The organism is Paenibacillus sp. FSL E2-0177 (assembly GCF_037992975.1).
Lineage (GTDB): Bacteria > Bacillota > Bacilli > Paenibacillales > Paenibacillaceae > Paenibacillus_AQ > Paenibacillus_AQ odorifer.
In genome coordinates, this window is record NZ_CP150307.1 from 2,177,174 (window position 1) to 2,192,218 (window position 15,045).

A 15,045-nucleotide genomic window follows, 5' to 3' on the forward strand; every position below is an offset into this window, starting at 1 on the left:
TTTTCAAATTGAGATCCTCCCAGAACGGGTTACTTTATTGCTCAATGTCTCTGTAATACTCTTCTTTAAGTTTTTCCCAGTGTTGCTTATCGTCGTCGGTGATTGCTCTTAATACCTTGCATGGGTTCCCCACCGCAATTACATTGTCAGGGATATCCTTAGTCACGACTGAACCTGCACCGATGATTACATTGTTGCCGATTTTTACCCCAGGATTAATTACTGCGTTTCCACCAACCCACACGTTGTTTCCGATGGTAATCGGTGTACCGAATTCAAGCATACTAATACGCACGTCCGCATCTATGGGGTGACCAGCAGTATATACGCCTACCCTAGGTCCAAAGAGAACATTGTTACCAATCGTTACTTTAGCTACATCAAGGATAATGCAGTCAAAATTAGCGTAGAAGTTATTGCCAACGGTAATATTACTGCCGTAATCACAACGGAAAGGAGGTTCAACATATAATGACTCTCCTGTAGACTCAAATAATTGCTTGAGTAGTTCTACTCTATATTCACCTTGTTCTTCCGTCGTATTGTTAAATAAACGAGTGAGCATTCTGGATCTTTTGTTATCCTTTGCTAATTCTTCACCGCCTGCCATATATAGCTTTCCTGCAATCATGTTTTCTTTGTTTGTTGCCATTCGTAGTTCCTCCTGAAGTGTATGTTAGTTTTATGTTTTACCGGCGCTTCTCAACCAGCTGTAACGAGTAGGTTAAGCTTTCCAGTGTGATCGCAATTAATCCGTTCATGTAATGATCATCAGGTTGATCCAGCACAATTAAGTGAGGCATATGCTCCTCTGGAATCACTTCCAGACAACGTTGATAAATCGGCCGCACATTCTCTTGTTTGACTTGCTCTCCTGTGAGAGCTATGGTCTCTGGATTAATAATTGCAATCAGGGACGATATAGTGTGAGCCGCCAAAGGGATGAAGGTATCCGTGTGGTCCAAGCTACTCAATTGCTGTTCACGCGAGATTCCAAACGGTAAAAAAGAGACTTCACCAGCAAATCTGGTATTACCTTTGTGGATATGCCCGTCGATCATCATCCCGGCGCCTGGAAAAGCTCCTTTGATAAAGGTCACCACGACAATGGTTTTATCCTCTTCATAGTCCTGCTGTTTATAGAACCCGTAAACGGTCAGATTCATATCATTTTCAATCGTGACTTCAAGCTCGTATTTTTCTCTGAGTAGTGATTCTAAGGGAGCATTAATTAACTCTTTAATGTCACAGATATTAATGACACCTTGGTGAGCAAGGCCGGGAATCCCAATCCCTACTGCCTTGATGTTGTTATATTGTTGGATAAGCGTATCCAGCAGATGGTCGATGGCTGCAGCATCTACGTACTCTAATTCCATCCATCCATGATCCACACGATCACCAACTGAATTGGTCACCGCATAGGTTATGGATTTCTGGCCATCCTCAATTTTGGCATAGATACATGCAATATAGGAGAAATCAGCGTTATAGATAAATCGTCTGGCCGGTCGGCCTCCATTTGAAGCCTCCAGTTCAGTCTCAATGACTTCACCAGTCTCCAGAAGTTCATTCAGGATATTTCCGCAGGTAGCAATACTTAATCCGGTGGCACTTGCAATCGTGGATTTGGTTCCTTCCTTCATCGATTTCAAGGCCTGCTTGATAAGCTCCTGATTTATCTTTTTAACACGAATAGAATTGTTTGCGATTTGGTTTATTTTATTCACCTCTAGACTTTTGAAAATGGTTATTAAAAGTATTATCAATACTATAACTTGGCTCTATATAATTGTCTAGCAATCGACAGTTTTTTTATTATGGATTTTTTTGAACGGACATGTGGCTTTCAATCAACCTGCGGTGTCTAATTAAATGTAAGGTCAAGAGGAGGTTCTTACAATGTCTGGAGCTCATGACAAATCCACTGTTTATCCGGATGAACAGGGAGACAAGCAAAGCTTTGAAATCACTTATAATCAATATCGCGAAAGAATCCATAAATATCTTTCGTTGAAAGTAAACTCGGGTAGAGCGGAAGACTTAACGCAACAGGTTTTCTTAAAGGCCATGGAAAAAATTCATACATTTGAAGGGAATTCGAGCTTATTCACTTGGATCTTCAAAATCGCACAGAATATTGTGAAAAATGAATATTGGGGCTTTTATTTCATTGCGCTTTTTTGTAGACTGCACCTTGTTAGAGATCTCTAAGATTGTTGGAATGCGAGAAAGTGCGGTTAAGAAACGATTGTACCGAGCATTAGAGAAATTAAGAAGTGAACTAAAAGAGCTGTTGGTGAAAATTCGACTTCAGAGCAAATTCATAATCTTGTTATTCCTACTTTTCAAGAATTAAATTCCGAGGGTTGGGATTTCGAAACGATCCGAACTAGAGTTGCATGAACAATTTGTTGTATATGTAAAAACAGATAGTTAGATTTCTATTCAAGGGGAACCAGTAGCCATCTGGATGACTACTGGTTCCTGAATATTTCGATGGAATGTCAAATATGATTATCGGGTTTAAATCAGAATGATAGCTTTAATTGGCGTCCGCTTGTATAACAAAAGCATATCTATATTCTTCTTCTCCCCAGCTTGCCGTTATGCTAAAGCCTCTATAGTCTTTTTTGTTCTCTTCGTAAAACGAACTCAATGAAGAAGCCATATGCTTTTCGATCGTAAAGGAATATTTACCGTCTACTTTTGTAATTGGAACTTCTAGTGATTCTCTGGATGAAAATTGATAAGCTCCACTCTTATTTAGTACGCTATCTTCGATCAATACATTATCTGGCTCAGAATCTCCAAAGTTTAGAGTAATGATTTCTCCGTTTTTTAAATATTGAATATTCTTTACTGCATCCTGCTCAAAGGCGAATTCAAATCCACTTGCTTCAGCGTTCGAGGATGAGTCACTCTTAGTGTTAGATAATGTTGTACTTTTAATTTCTTGATCTCCTGCGCTTACCTTAAGATCTCCTATATTACTCTCTGCACATCCACTTATACCTATTAAAGAAACCAACAAAAGAATAGACAGCATTATTTGTTTCATCGAACAATAATCCACCTTTTCCGAAGATTCTAACAAAAAGACCCCTTGTAATGAGTGTACACTATGGAAATTAATAGAATCAATGTTATATAATTCACTAAGATACAAACTGAAAATGCAATCGTTCCCGCTATGAAGTGGGGCGATCTTTTTTTGTTCTTCTTGTGAAAAAGGAGAGCAGTATATTTACGAATCAGACTTTTTACCCGATAGTTAAGATAAAGGGTTAATCACGATAAACCTGACAAAGAGAGCAGGAACCCCTTACCGATAAGAACGAAAGGGATTATTAAATTGAAGATAATGAAGCTATTGGTACTAGGTCTTATCTCAGGGACAATTGTAACATGCGGCAACGTGAGTTATAGAGTTCATGCTGACACGACAACGTACGAGAATACAGGGACATATGAAGAAGTGGAAGAGGACGGTGAGGAGGATCCGGCATATTCACTGTTCACTGACATTCAAGGTCACTGGTCCGAGCCTTGGGTGCGCTGGGCGTTGGGCAACCAATTGATGGTTGGTTATGATGATGGGAGCTTTCGACCGGATCAGTCGATTACGGAAGCAGAATTTTTGAAATTATTTTATCTTTCTTTCGGCTATCCAAAGGCTACTAGCATAGGCGAAGAATGGACAGCAGCACCGTATAGAATGGCTAAGTGGTGGAATCATCCAGTTACTGGACTACAATATCCAGTGGCAAGATCGGCTCCAATCACCAGAATGGCCGCCGCAAGGTTAGTTGTATCTGGTCTAGGGATGAATTACAACGACACGGATTCCGTGGTTTATTTGCTGGGTAACTCTCTACTTCCACTTCCCGGAGAGCCAACGCTAGTAGGTTTCAAAGGAAATCTCCCGCTTACAAGAGCAGAGGCTATACAATGGATGAGAATGCTCAAGCTTAAGGGAATATATACTGTAATTTCTCGTCCAGAAGAACGATCGGATCGGAGTCTATTACCGTCATTACCGGAACAGGGTACAGGCTTGAAGGATTTTATAGCGGTTCCGGTAACTGATCGTGATTTCGGAATAGCGGATAGTGGACGTAATCTTTTTATTGATTTTGGGAGTTCAAGAATGTTAGTAGAGGAACATTACGGGGATTCAACAGGTCAAGATGTATTCAATAATGAAATGTATAAAGAAGTATCTGTACATTATGATACCGAAGGTCGGCTGAACGCTTGGAAAATAGACAAAGATAATGAGCGCATTGATCCAATCCACATAGGTACATTGAACAATATTCGACCTGGGGTAAGTACATTGGAAGATGTGCTAAAGGCATACGGTACATACGTTGCAGTGGATAACGAATACGGGATTATAGTGAGTTACTGGTTTGAGAACAAGGGTGGAGTGTATGAGCCCCGATTGTCACCTTTTGAAATGGATAATATGGAGGGTGGGTTCTATATAGGCTTCATTATTGACAAACAATCTCTGAAAGTTCAAACCATACTCATATCTACAGCTCAGCAGGCAATGAATCCTACGGATATATAGGAATTGTACTGGAACCTTATTCATTCTTTAAAATGTGACGGCATGTCTTTCTGAGGCAGCCGTCTTTTGTTTTATAATTTTTTTCACCTCATAAGCTAACATTCCGAGAACTTTATCGTTATACATACGAAGGGAGGTGCAGGATGAAGCCCGGGCAGCTACATCAGATACTTCAACCTAAAATGTTAGAAATTCAAAAATACTTGATTCGTCTCGGGGCACCTGCAGCCGACGCTGAAGATATCGTACAGGATACGGTGTATAAGGCTCTTTTGTATATTAATTCCATTGATGAGAACAAATTCAGTGCATGGTTATATAAAGTAGCGATCAATCGCTACTATGATCTGTGCCGCCGCCGCAAGCGGATAGTCATTCCTATTGACTATGTAGATGTGCCGGATATGGAATTGCCAGAGGATCATGTGCTGTTAAAAGAGAAACGGGAAGACATCGAAAGAGTGTTGGATGAGCTTCTACCGCTCCATAAACAACTCATTATTATGAAGTATGAGCTGGAGCTGTCCTATCAGGAGATAGCTGAGCTTCTGGGAATTACGACAGATACAGTGAAATCGGCATTGTTTCGTGCCCGCAAGCAATTTCAAAAAAAGTATAGAGGTGAAGCGGAATGACAGCTCCATGGGAACAAAAGGATGATCAGAACCTTTCAAAAGTAATTAAGAAGGCAAAACGAAAAACAATGATTCGAAACACAATCATTTCTCTAGTGGTGACGGTTCTAGTATTATTCGGCGGGATGCTGGGTAACGCCCATCTGACAAGCTGGTTGGCGATGCGTGGTTTGGATGAAGAGAGGATCATGATGAAGATTAGCAGTCCTAACCTTCAGGAGTTGAGAACTGAGCTTGATTTAGGGTTTCTATCGGGTAAAGTTGAACTGAGCACTTACAAAGTTGTTGAGGGTGTGCCCATCGTATGGGATACTAAAAAACTGTATTTCGATATGGGCAGCCGGTTTTCTCTGCTTAATAGGGGATACTCTAGTATAAATGTTCCTGACCCGGTAATGACACAGCAAAATTATGAATACTACCGAGGATATAACAGTCAAAATGGTCAGCGGGAAATGATGTTTTATGTGCCTGGAGTGAATTATAACGAAAAAGTGCTGAATGACCTGCCTTCACTCGAACAAATGGAACCTGGCAAGTTCGTAGAAATGGCTGTTTCTTTTGATAAAAGCTACACTCAGGTAGAGGTAGAGAAGATGCTGCCGGCGGGTTTGACACAGACTTGGTATTGGGTAGATACGTATGACAATAAAAAGAACCTTGAGTTTATTAGGAATGACAGCAACCCGAATAAATATGCCTTACCGGAATCTGCTAGACAAGTATATGGCTACGGTGGGGAATGGGAAGGGTTATTTAAGCCGAAACCAGAGGATTTTTTACAATCCTTAACCTATGGGCTTCAGATGAAGGGCAAGCATTACGGAGAGTTTGAGCGAATCTCGAATTACTTGAAAAAGGATAAAGCGGCGCCGGACGCCAGTGATGTACAGCTATTGGGAGTTGTCGTTACTGGAACTGCGAAAGAGCTGCAAAGCCTCAAAGGAAAACCCTATGTAAATACGGCAGTTCTCGGCGCGATTGTGGATAAATATTAGATCAATATAGTAAAAATGCTGGAGGGGTTATTCTATATGTGGATTTTCTACGAAAAGAGACGACCTCTCCTTCATTTTCATAAATGCAAGGGTCAAAAGAGCAGCGATTCATTCCTCCTATTGGATCTTCGCTGCTCTGCGTTTTTGATTATCCGCGATCTGCTTCAGTAGTAGATTGAAGGCAAGGCAAAGCCTGCTGACCTCAAGTGGTAATTTGTCTATGACGTGATCGCAGAAATCGCAGAAATCGCAGAAATCGCTGGTATCTCCGGTTGTTTTCAGTTGTCCAAATACGCTTCCGACTCTATAATTAGGGGATTTCTCCCTATAATTCTTAGATATATGGTCATCTAACTTATAATTAGGGAAAACCTCCCTGTAATTTACCTGATTTGGTGAAAAATAAAGGAATCACCTCGATTTTTAGGGAGAAATTCCCTCATTATGCTCTTTTTTAACGAATTTCGGCTATTTTTAGGGAGTTTTTCCCCAATTACACTAAAGCGTACATCATACATCGCACATCATACATCGCACATCATACATCATACATCGCACATCGCACACCGCACACCGCCACCGCACGCCGCACACCGCACATATCCCATGGGTTAAGTAAGAATCCATCCATTGTATAGCCTATTTATAAAAAAGAAGCTGCCCTATAAGTAGAATTCTCTACTTTTTGGACAGCTTCTTTTTTCATCGGTCACAATCTGCTCAAGCTAAGTCCATTTCGCGGACCACAGCTTCATTTCCTTCAAAATTTGATGTAAATCCTCACCTTTGGGAGTAAGCGAATATTCTACCGTAACAGGAACAGTCGGAAATACGTGACGTTCAAGCACACCATGCTCCTCCAGATGGCGCAACGTAGTGGTTAGTGCGCGGGGAGAAACATTAGTGATTTTTCGTTGCAGTGCCCCAAAACGCTGCGTGCCGTCGAATAGCTCTCTGAGGACAAGAAAGGCCCATTTTCCACCTAATACTTCAAGTGTTTTTTCAACATTACATTCAATAGTAACAGGGGTTTTGGGGATATAATTATTAGTAGATTTAGCTGTCTTCAAGGTATCTCCTCCTGTTTGTGAAGCTACTATACTCTAGTATAGTAACTACACTAGAGATCATATAATAAACTAATTTTCACTTCTTTCTATTATATACAAACTATTCTAGAATGAATATGAGTGCTAAGCAACCTGCCAAAATCAAACACGGAACTATGGAGAGGAGCAGTTATTATGAAATATCGCAGATTAGGTGGAACCGGTTTAAAAGTCAGTGAGATTAGTTTGGGAAGCTGGCTGACATACGGAGGCTATGTGGAAAGAGATAATGCTGTTAATGCCATTGAAACCGCTTACGACTTAGGCGTAAATTTTTTTGATACTGCAAATGTTTATGAAAAGGGTGCTGCCGAGAAAGTACTAGGTGAGACTTTACGTAACTACTCTCGTGAGTCCTATGTATTAGCTACTAAAGTATACGGGGAAATGGGCTCGGGGCCTAACGACCGTGGACTATCCCGCAAACATATCACGGAACAGTGTCATGCTAGCTTGAAACGTCTCGGAGTAGAATACGTGGATATTATGTATTGCCACCGTTTTGATCCGGAAACTCCAATTGAAGAGACCTTACGTGCGCTAGATGATCTGGTTCGGCAAGGCAAGGTATATTATGTCGGTGTTAGTGAGTGGACGGCGGCGCAAATGACCGATGCGTTAGCTGTAGCAGACCGCTATTTGCTAGATCATATTGTTGTTAATCAGCCGATTTATAATATGTTTAACCGTTATATTGAGAAAGAGATTATTCCGCTCGGCGAGCGCCGTGGGATTGGACAGGTGGTATTTTCTCCACTGGCTCAAGGGCTGTTAACTGGAAAGTATAACACGGACATCCCTGAGGATAGCCGTGCTGCTAAGCTGGATCGATTAAAAGATTCGATTACAGAAGAAAAGATTGAAAAAGTCCGCCAATTGAGTGGGATCGCCACGGAACTGAATATTTCTGTTGGGAATTTGGCTTTGGCTTGGATTTTGCGTCAACCTAATGTAGCTAGTGCGCTGGTGGGTGCCAGCCGTCCGCAGCAGGTCGAAGAGAATGTTAAGGCTTCAGGTATTGAGCTTTCGGAAGAGATTTTGAAGCAGATTGAGGAGATTCTGGAGTAGTTGTTAGCTTCATAAAAAAGGAGACACACTCATGGCGAAAGTAGTTGTTACAGGCGGCAGTGGGATGTTGGGCAGATGGGTGGTCCGGCATTTTGTAGAGCAAGGGTATGAGGTTGTGAATGTAGATACGCAAAAATCCGCAGATTCTTTGTGCCCAACGATGATTGCTGATTTGAATAATTTGGGTGAAGTATATGGTGTGCTTGCAGGCGCTGATGCAGTTGTACATTTGGCTGCGATCCCAGCTGCAAATATAAAGACAAGTGAGGTTACCTTTCAAAATAATGTAGTATCTACCTATAACATTTTGGAGGCTGCAGCGGGTCTCGGGATTCGGAAAGCAGTGATTGCTTCCAGTGAATCCTCTTACGGAATCTGTTTTGCGGTTAATCCTTTGGGGCCGAAGTATGTGCCTATGGATGAGGAGCATCCACAGTTACCTGAAGACAGCTACGGTCTGTCTAAGGTTGTGAATGAGCAAACCGCTGAGATGTTCTATCGCAGAAAGGGTATACAGGTCGTTTCCCTACGAATCGGAAATGTTATTGATCCATCGGCGTATGAACGTTTCCCTTCCTTCATTCATGATCCAGCGCAGCGCGATCGGATTCTATGGAGTTATATAGATACACGGGATGTAGCAACAGCTTGCCAATTGGCAATCGAAACGGATGGATTAGGAGCGGTTGCTCTTAATATATGTGCAGATGAGACCAGCATGGCTGTTCCTAGCAGAGAGCTAATGGCCGCACGTTATCCAGAGGTGACGGATTTCCGCCAGCCGCTGGAGGGTCACGAGTCGCTACTCAGTAATGAGAAGGCCAAAAAGCTGCTAAATTGGCAGCCGAAGCACGTATGGCGAGATTTTGTTAACCAGTAAATAACGAGCCGGATTCACTATAAGGAGCGTGCAAAATGAAGGTCTTATTTATCGGAGGTACGGGATTAATTAGTCAGGCTGTATCCCCGTTGGCTGTAGATCAAGGAATCGAGCTGTATTTGTTCAACAGAGGACAGCGGGATGAATTCGTTCCAGAAGGTGCAAAAGTAATTAAAGGAGACATTCGTAATCCGGCAGAAGCCGCATTAGTATTACGAGATTACGAATTTGATGTAGTGGTAGACTGGATTGCTTTTACACCGGAACATGTGCAGGCAGACATTGACCTGTTCACAGGTAAAACGAAGCAGTACATTTTTATCAGCTCAGCCTCTGCTTATCAGAAACCGCAGCGTAATTATGTAATCACAGAAGAGACACCGCTGGAGAATCCTTATTGGGAGTATTCGAGGAATAAAATTGCGTGTGAGCAGCTGTTGATGGAAGCTTACAAGGCGAACGGATTCCCGGTTACGATTGTTCGTCCTTCCCATACCTATGGAAATACAGCCATCCCTGCGGCACTCACAAGTGGCCAGCATCCTTGGTCACTGATCGATCGTATCCGCCGCGGCTTACCTTTAGTCATACATGGAGATGGAACCTCTTTGTGGACACTGACACATAATTCGGATTTTGCCAAAGGTTTCGTTGGATTGCTTGGACATCCGGAAGCGATAGGCGAGGCCATTCATATAACTTCCGACGAGGTATTAAATTGGAACCAGATCTATGCGGCCATCGGACAAGCGGCAGGTGTGGAACCTAAAGTGGTGCATATCTCCACAGACTTTATCACAGCCTTTTCCCCTCCAGGGACAGCGGATGGCTTGATCGGTGATCAAGCGGTAAGCAGTGTTTTTGATAATAGCAAAATCAAACGTTTCGTGCCTGACTTCCAGGCTACTGTGCCTTTCTCCGAAGGGATCAAGCAGTCGGTTGCTTGGTTCGAGGCTCATCCTGAGCAATGTACGGTCGATGCGGAATGGTCTGCGTTACTTGATAGGTTGATCGAGAGACATGGAATTGAGGCCAAACCTCTTTCATTCTACGCATAAGGTTTATACAGTTATATTTAAAGACGGTCTGTTCCTAAGGGAGCAGCCGTTTTTTTGGGTTTGTCTCGTTCAATGTAAGGTTATGGAATGAATCAGCAAATCATGAATATACTCTCACTACCTAAAATTCCGTTGAAAAAGGAGTCCTGGCCATGCCAACCCATCCCTTTGTCTCGCGTTTTTTCGTAAATTCAGATGCACGTCGTGAGAAGTTAATTTATGATCTGCCGGAATCATGGTGGAGCCGTCCCTTTGAATATGAGTGGTGTATTAACTTTATTTCTCCGCATGGTGTTGTGCTGGATGCAGCCTGTGGGATTCCTCATCCCTTGAAGTTTTATTTGGCAGGGGTTTGTGCAGAGGTCTATGCCTGCGATATGGACAGTAGGGTTATTTACCCAAAAGCTATCCAAGAATGTATTGAGAGTGAGATTGGGGAAAAAGCGGCGAAGCAGGTTATCGCTAGAAGAACAAACAACCTGCATTTCGCTCAAGCTAATCTGACGGATCTGCCTTATGAGGATGAAAGCTTTGACACTGTTTTTTGCATATCGGTATTGGAGCATTTGAGCTTTGAGGATACGGTCGGTACTTTACGGGAATTTCACCGGACGTTGAACGAAGAAGGATTATTGGTATTGACATTTGATTATCCAACGGTAAATCTGAGTCTTATGAATGACCTGCTGCTACAAACTGGATTTCAGTATTGGGGGGAGACAGATTTTGAATTGCCTGCGGATGCTGTGCATACGGATGCATGGGGTGGATTAAATTGTTTTAGAGCCGTTCTGAAAAAAGCAAAGGAATAACAGGTCTTTCTACTCTTAATTTAGTAACCTCTTTCCAGTATGCTAGGATCATAGCTAACAAAAGATGAGAGGAGGCTGTATTTTTTGAGATTAGGATCGAAGGTTTTGCGTAGAATAGCACTCATTACACTTATGTTATCACTAATAGTTCCTGTGACATCTGCTTCCAGTGCAGCTTCACTATCTTCAGATCCTATAAAGCTTGCTTTTGCGGGTGATATCCTTTTGGACGGTTTTGTTGGCGATCAGATTGCTAAATATGGGGTGAACTTTCCGTTTGTAAAGGTCGCACCTACGCTGCAAAAGGCTGACATCGCCTTCGCCAATCTGGAGACGCCTGTGTCTATCCGAGGGAAAGCGGCAGAGAAAACCTTTGCCTTCAGATCCAAACCAGCAACGTTGGGCGGCTTAACCTATGCAGGGATTGATGGAGTGTCCTTGGCGAATAATCATATTTTGGATTATGGAAAAGACGCTATGCTCGACACGCTGATCCATTTGGATCGAAACAAGATTGGCCATACAGGCGCTGGCAAAGATGAAGACGAAGCGTTCAAGCCTTATACTAAGACGGTAAAAGGGAAAAAGATCGCCATCCTTGGTGTTAGCCGTGTGCTTTCAAATCCTTCATGGTATGCCGGCAAAAACAAACCGGGAGCCGCTTCAGCTTACACCTCGCAGCCTATGCTTAGCGCCATTCAGAAGATGTCCAAGGAGAATGATTACACGATCGTATATATTCACTGGAATGAAGAGTTTAAGGATTTCCCTGAAAAGTACGCTCGCACACTAGCTAAACAGATGATTGATAGCGGGGCGGATTTAATCCTTGGCGCTCACAGTCACTGCCTTATGGGCATCGAATACTATAAGCACAAGCCCATTTATTATTCACTTGGGAATTTTGTGTTTAATCGCTCCACACGTGGTGGGGAAAAAACACTTAATTCTATGCTATTGAACGTTGAGATTAAGGACTCCAAGATGACCAGCAAGATTACCCCTGTCAAAATCATTGGCGGACAGCCCAATTTTATGGATGATTCCTACAATAAGAAAACGATTAAGCTCCTGAACACCCTATCTTTTAATGCCAACATAGACGCTAATGGCAGGGTCACGGAAAAGCAGCTTTAATAAATACAAACTCTGATTAGCTATTCATGGATCGCGCTCGATCTCGTTTGAATACGAAATGTGTGGAGTAACTGTGGAGTCCGTATGGGGTGGGATGAAGTACGTATGATGTACGTATGATGTGGCGTATGGAGTACCTATGGAGTGCCTATAAAGTATCACCGTTGTGTTTGTGAAATAACTGTATTCTATACACCTATTTTATATGTAAAACGGACCATACTGCTTTTAAGTGTATTCTATACAACTAAAAACTAGAGAATCGACCTAGAGGGCAATAAATCAACAGAATAGTTGCACGAAATACAGTTATATCCATCGGCCGAGTGAGTTGCAGAGTTATAGTTGTACAAAATACAGTTAAACTACTAGTTGGTATTGGAACGTCTATGTAAAAAGCTGACCGGAGCAGTATGCAGAGAGTAATTATGGAGTCCGTATGGAGTTGCATGAAGTACCACCGGTGTGTTTGTGAAATAACTGTATTCTATACACCTATTTTATATATAAAACGGACCATTCTGCTTTTAAGTGTATTCTATACAACTAAAAACTAGAGAATCGACCTAGAGGGCAATATATCAACAGAATAGTTGTACGAAATACAGCTATATCCATCGGCCGAGCGAGTTGCAGAGTTATAGTTGTACAAAATACAGTTAAACTACTAGTTAGTATTGGAATGTCTGCATCAAAAGCAGACCGCAGCAGTATGCAGAGTATTGGAACGTCTGCATCAAAAGCAGACCGTAGCAGTATGCAGAGTATTGGAGCGTCTGCATCAAAAGCTGACTGCAGCAGTATGTAGAGTATTGGAACGTTTGCAAAAAGGGGGAGATCCATATGGATCTCCCCCTTTTTATGCAGAAGCTAAGGTTGGGAATCAGATAATCAGCCCTTCACCGCCCCCGCAACAACACCCTTAACGATATACTTTTGCAAGAAGATGAATACCACGATTGATGGCAGCACCGCCATGACCATAGCTGTCATCGCATATTGCCAATCTGAGGTATATTGGCCCACGAAGGTGTAGGCAGCCAGTGTCAGCGTTTTGGTATCTGGGGAGCCGTTGACCATGAGCAGCGGGAGCAGGAAGTCATTCCAGATCCACATTACGTCGATAATGACAATGGTTGTTGTGACTGATTTCAGGAGTGGGAAGATGACACTGAAGAACAGGCGGAAGCCGGATGCTCCATCAATCGTGGCACTCTCATCAATTTCAACCGGAATACCCTTGACGAATCCATGGTAGATAAACACTGCGAGTGGAGCACCGAAACCCCAATATAACAACCCAAGTCCCCAAGTACTCTCAGAGAGATTTAAAGTCTTAGCCGTTTGCAGAACGGTCAGCATGATCGATTGGAACGGAATCAGCATCGGCATAATGCAGAGGAAATAAATAACCCCGCTCAGTCTGGATTTCGTCCGTGCCAGCTTGTAGGCTGCTATGGATGAAATGAACACAATACCCAGAAGACCTACACCGGTAATGACAAAGTTGTTCAGGAACAGCTTCGGATAGTTGATAAACTTCCACACGTAGGAATAGTTGCCGAAGACCAGATGTTTCGGCAGGGCGATGACATCCGTCATGACTTCGCTAAAGCTTTTTAACGAGTTGATAATCGTCAGAAATAGCGGATATAGAAACAGAAGAGAGAGGATGACCATAACAACCTCTAGAATAATTCGGCCTGCTTTGCGGTTTGTATTCATTATGCCTCAACCTCTCTTCGTTTGAAGAATGCTAACTGGAGAATGGTTACCACCAAGACGGCTAGGAACAGGATAAGCGCTTTCGCTGTACCGTATCCATACAGATTGTTCTGGAAGGTATCCCGGTAGATATCGTAAGCGATACTGTAGGTAGTTCCGCCAGGTCCACCCCCGGTTAATGACAAGATGACATCGAACACCTTGATCGAATTGGTCAGTGCCATGAACACAGAAATCGTAATGGATGGAGCGAGCAGTGGCAGTGTAATACTGAAGAATTTTCTCATGGGCCCAGCGCCGTCAACTGTGGCTGCTTCTTTGAGATCCTCAGGTACAGATTGCAGACCAGCAATATAAATGACCAGATAAAAACCAATCGACTGCCAGATGGAGACGGCCAGTATGGAGACGAAAGCAAGTCCCGGCGTCCCTAGCCAGCTTAGACCAAATATGGACCAGCCTGTACTTTCTCCGAGTGAGTTGAAACCTTGCATAAAAATAAATTTCCAGATAAAACCGACAATGACAAGACTGAGGATATAAGGAATAAAGAAAGCGGCTCTCAGCCAAGGTGTGCTCTTCAGCTTCATGTCCAGAACCAGTGCGAGCAGAATGGCCAGCACGTTAACGAGAACGATGTACAGAATCGCATACTTTATGGTGAACCAGGCTGAATTGGCGAAGTTGGTGTCGCCCATAAAGATTTGTTTGAAATTATCAAGTCCGACAAACTTAGGGTGTTTCGAAATTCCGTTCCATTTGGTCATCGAATAGCGGATAGTCATGGCAAACGGAATGTAGAATGCTACAGCGATACAGATGAGGACTGGGAGAGTGAATAATCCGAATTCTGTTTTCTCGCGCCATCTTTTGCCGAGTGATTTTAACATGGATGCACCTCTTCTTGATTTGTTGGGTGGTAATATCGACTAGGCTTGCCACACATAACCATTCCGGTTAGTCTATATTGTGTATTATAGAGCAGTACCCTATACTCAAAAATGGATTTAAGAGTACAGTTAGGGGTAAAAAGGTGAACTGAAA

17 protein-coding genes are annotated in these 15,045 nt (G+C 42.7%); 11 read left to right on the top strand and 6 right to left on the bottom strand.

Annotation, left to right across the window (positions count from 1 at the left end; genetic code table 11):
- Window positions 1-34: 34 nt before the first annotated feature.
- Together MHI25_RS09595 and MHI25_RS09600 are read right to left on the bottom strand one after the other, a co-directional pair.
- Window positions 35-652, bottom strand: coding sequence for a sugar O-acetyltransferase (locus tag MHI25_RS09595; RefSeq protein WP_076187110.1), 618 nt, complete (start codon window positions 650-652; stop codon window positions 35-37).
- A gap of 37 nt (window positions 653-689) precedes the next feature.
- Window positions 690-1,730, bottom strand: coding sequence for an ROK family protein (locus MHI25_RS09600; protein WP_256716686.1), 1,041 nt, complete (start codon window positions 1,728-1,730; stop codon window positions 690-692).
- Between the two features lie 172 nt (window positions 1,731-1,902).
- Between MHI25_RS09600 and MHI25_RS09605 the strand changes: the two genes are divergently transcribed.
- Window positions 1,903-2,214, top strand: coding sequence for a sigma factor (locus MHI25_RS09605; protein WP_340395329.1), 312 nt, complete (start codon window positions 1,903-1,905; stop codon window positions 2,212-2,214).
- Complete coding sequence (locus MHI25_RS09610; RefSeq protein ID WP_340395330.1) at window positions 2,150-2,359, top strand: sigma factor-like helix-turn-helix DNA-binding protein; 210 nt, start codon at window positions 2,150-2,152, stop codon at window positions 2,357-2,359. Before MHI25_RS09605 ends, MHI25_RS09610 begins: the two co-directional genes overlap by 65 nt.
- 186 nt (window positions 2,360-2,545) lie before the next feature.
- On the opposite strand, the gene MHI25_RS09615 is transcribed toward MHI25_RS09610, so the two are convergent.
- On the bottom strand, window positions 2,546-3,061 hold the full coding sequence (locus tag MHI25_RS09615; protein WP_340395331.1) for a hypothetical protein: 516 nt from the start codon (window positions 3,059-3,061) through the stop codon (window positions 2,546-2,548).
- Between the two features lie 303 nt (window positions 3,062-3,364).
- Between MHI25_RS09615 and MHI25_RS09620 the strand changes: the two genes are divergently transcribed.
- The 3 genes from MHI25_RS09620 (at window position 3,365) to MHI25_RS09630 (ending at window position 6,212) form a co-directional block, all read left to right on the top strand.
- Entirely contained in the window at window positions 3,365-4,579 is a 1,215-nt protein-coding gene (locus MHI25_RS09620; protein ID WP_340395668.1) for an S-layer homology domain-containing protein, read from the top strand.
- 143 nt (window positions 4,580-4,722) lie between these two features.
- Window positions 4,723-5,214 carry an RNA polymerase sigma factor gene (locus MHI25_RS09625; protein WP_340395332.1) on the top strand — a complete coding sequence of 164 codons (492 nt, stop codon included), beginning with the start codon at window positions 4,723-4,725 and terminating at the stop codon, window positions 5,212-5,214.
- A complete protein-coding gene (locus MHI25_RS09630; RefSeq protein ID WP_340395333.1) occupies window positions 5,211-6,212 on the top strand; it encodes an anti sigma factor C-terminal domain-containing protein in 1,002 nt (333 codons plus the stop codon). The genes MHI25_RS09625 and MHI25_RS09630 overlap by 4 nt, the downstream gene beginning before the upstream one ends.
- 725 nt (window positions 6,213-6,937) lie before the next feature.
- Here the strand turns inward: MHI25_RS09630 and MHI25_RS09635 are convergent.
- A complete protein-coding gene (locus tag MHI25_RS09635; protein WP_036684053.1) occupies window positions 6,938-7,282 on the bottom strand; it encodes a helix-turn-helix domain-containing protein in 345 nt (114 codons plus the stop codon).
- A gap of 174 nt (window positions 7,283-7,456) precedes the next feature.
- Here MHI25_RS09635 and MHI25_RS09640 point away from each other — a divergent pair, with 174 nt between their 5' ends.
- The 6 genes from MHI25_RS09640 (at window position 7,457) to MHI25_RS09665 (ending at window position 13,084) form a co-directional block, all read left to right on the top strand.
- Window positions 7,457-8,389 carry an aldo/keto reductase family protein gene (locus MHI25_RS09640; RefSeq protein ID WP_038569620.1) on the top strand — a complete coding sequence of 311 codons (933 nt, stop codon included), beginning with the start codon at window positions 7,457-7,459 and terminating at the stop codon, window positions 8,387-8,389.
- A gap of 31 nt (window positions 8,390-8,420) precedes the next feature.
- Complete coding sequence (locus MHI25_RS09645; protein WP_076187126.1) at window positions 8,421-9,269, top strand: NAD(P)-dependent oxidoreductase; 849 nt, start codon at window positions 8,421-8,423, stop codon at window positions 9,267-9,269.
- A 35-nt stretch (window positions 9,270-9,304) separates the two neighbouring features.
- Window positions 9,305-10,327, top strand: a complete 1,023-nt coding sequence (locus MHI25_RS09650; protein WP_340395334.1) for an SDR family oxidoreductase — start codon at window positions 9,305-9,307, stop codon at window positions 10,325-10,327.
- Window positions 10,328-10,479: 152 nt separating this feature from the next.
- On the top strand, window positions 10,480-11,139 hold the full coding sequence (locus MHI25_RS09655) for a class I SAM-dependent methyltransferase (RefSeq protein ID WP_076187130.1): 660 nt from the start codon (window positions 10,480-10,482) through the stop codon (window positions 11,137-11,139).
- Window positions 11,140-11,223: 84 nt separating this feature from the next.
- Complete coding sequence (locus MHI25_RS09660) at window positions 11,224-12,276, top strand: CapA family protein (protein ID WP_340395335.1); 1,053 nt, start codon at window positions 11,224-11,226, stop codon at window positions 12,274-12,276.
- A 682-nt stretch (window positions 12,277-12,958) separates the two neighbouring features.
- Window positions 12,959-13,084 (top strand): hypothetical protein, encoded by a 126-nt coding sequence (locus tag MHI25_RS09665; RefSeq protein WP_340395336.1) that lies wholly within the window; start codon window positions 12,959-12,961, stop codon window positions 13,082-13,084.
- Between the two features lie 83 nt (window positions 13,085-13,167).
- On the opposite strand, the gene MHI25_RS09670 is transcribed toward MHI25_RS09665, so the two are convergent.
- Both MHI25_RS09670 and MHI25_RS09675 read right to left on the bottom strand, forming a co-directional pair.
- Window positions 13,168-14,001, bottom strand: coding sequence for a carbohydrate ABC transporter permease (locus MHI25_RS09670; RefSeq protein WP_036684045.1), 834 nt, complete (start codon window positions 13,999-14,001; stop codon window positions 13,168-13,170).
- Window positions 14,001-14,891, bottom strand: a complete 891-nt coding sequence (locus MHI25_RS09675; RefSeq protein WP_036684044.1) for a sugar ABC transporter permease — start codon at window positions 14,889-14,891, stop codon at window positions 14,001-14,003. Before MHI25_RS09675 ends, MHI25_RS09670 begins: the two co-directional genes overlap by 1 nt.
- Window positions 14,892-15,045: the final 154 nt, after the last annotated feature.

Bases quoted from the DNA above. Each gene is read 5' to 3' on its own strand.
- MHI25_RS09655 (WP_076187130.1), top strand. From the start codon at position 10,480: ATGCCAACCCATCCCTTTGTCTCGCGTTTTTTCGTAAATTCAGATGCA.
- MHI25_RS09615 (WP_340395331.1), bottom strand. From the start codon at position 3,061: ATGAAACAAATAATGCTGTCTATTCTTTTGTTGGTTTCTTTAATAGGT.
- MHI25_RS09665 (WP_340395336.1), top strand. From the start codon at position 12,959: ATGTCTGCATCAAAAGCAGACCGCAGCAGTATGCAGAGTATTGGAACG.
- MHI25_RS09650 (WP_340395334.1), top strand. From the start codon at position 9,305: ATGAAGGTCTTATTTATCGGAGGTACGGGATTAATTAGTCAGGCTGTA.
- MHI25_RS09630 (WP_340395333.1), top strand. From the start codon at position 5,211: ATGACAGCTCCATGGGAACAAAAGGATGATCAGAACCTTTCAAAAGTA.
- MHI25_RS09620 (WP_340395668.1), top strand. From the start codon at position 3,365: ATGAAGCTATTGGTACTAGGTCTTATCTCAGGGACAATTGTAACATGC.
- MHI25_RS09670 (WP_036684045.1), bottom strand. From the start codon at position 14,001: ATGAATACAAACCGCAAAGCAGGCCGAATTATTCTAGAGGTTGTTATG.
- MHI25_RS09645 (WP_076187126.1), top strand. From the start codon at position 8,421: ATGGCGAAAGTAGTTGTTACAGGCGGCAGTGGGATGTTGGGCAGATGG.
- MHI25_RS09595 (WP_076187110.1), bottom strand. From the start codon at position 652: ATGGCAACAAACAAAGAAAACATGATTGCAGGAAAGCTATATATGGCA.
- MHI25_RS09610 (WP_340395330.1), top strand. From the start codon at position 2,150: ATGAATATTGGGGCTTTTATTTCATTGCGCTTTTTTGTAGACTGCACC.
- MHI25_RS09640 (WP_038569620.1), top strand. From the start codon at position 7,457: ATGAAATATCGCAGATTAGGTGGAACCGGTTTAAAAGTCAGTGAGATT.
- MHI25_RS09625 (WP_340395332.1), top strand. From the start codon at position 4,723: ATGAAGCCCGGGCAGCTACATCAGATACTTCAACCTAAAATGTTAGAA.
- MHI25_RS09605 (WP_340395329.1), top strand. From the start codon at position 1,903: ATGTCTGGAGCTCATGACAAATCCACTGTTTATCCGGATGAACAGGGA.
- MHI25_RS09675 (WP_036684044.1), bottom strand. From the start codon at position 14,891: ATGTTAAAATCACTCGGCAAAAGATGGCGCGAGAAAACAGAATTCGGA.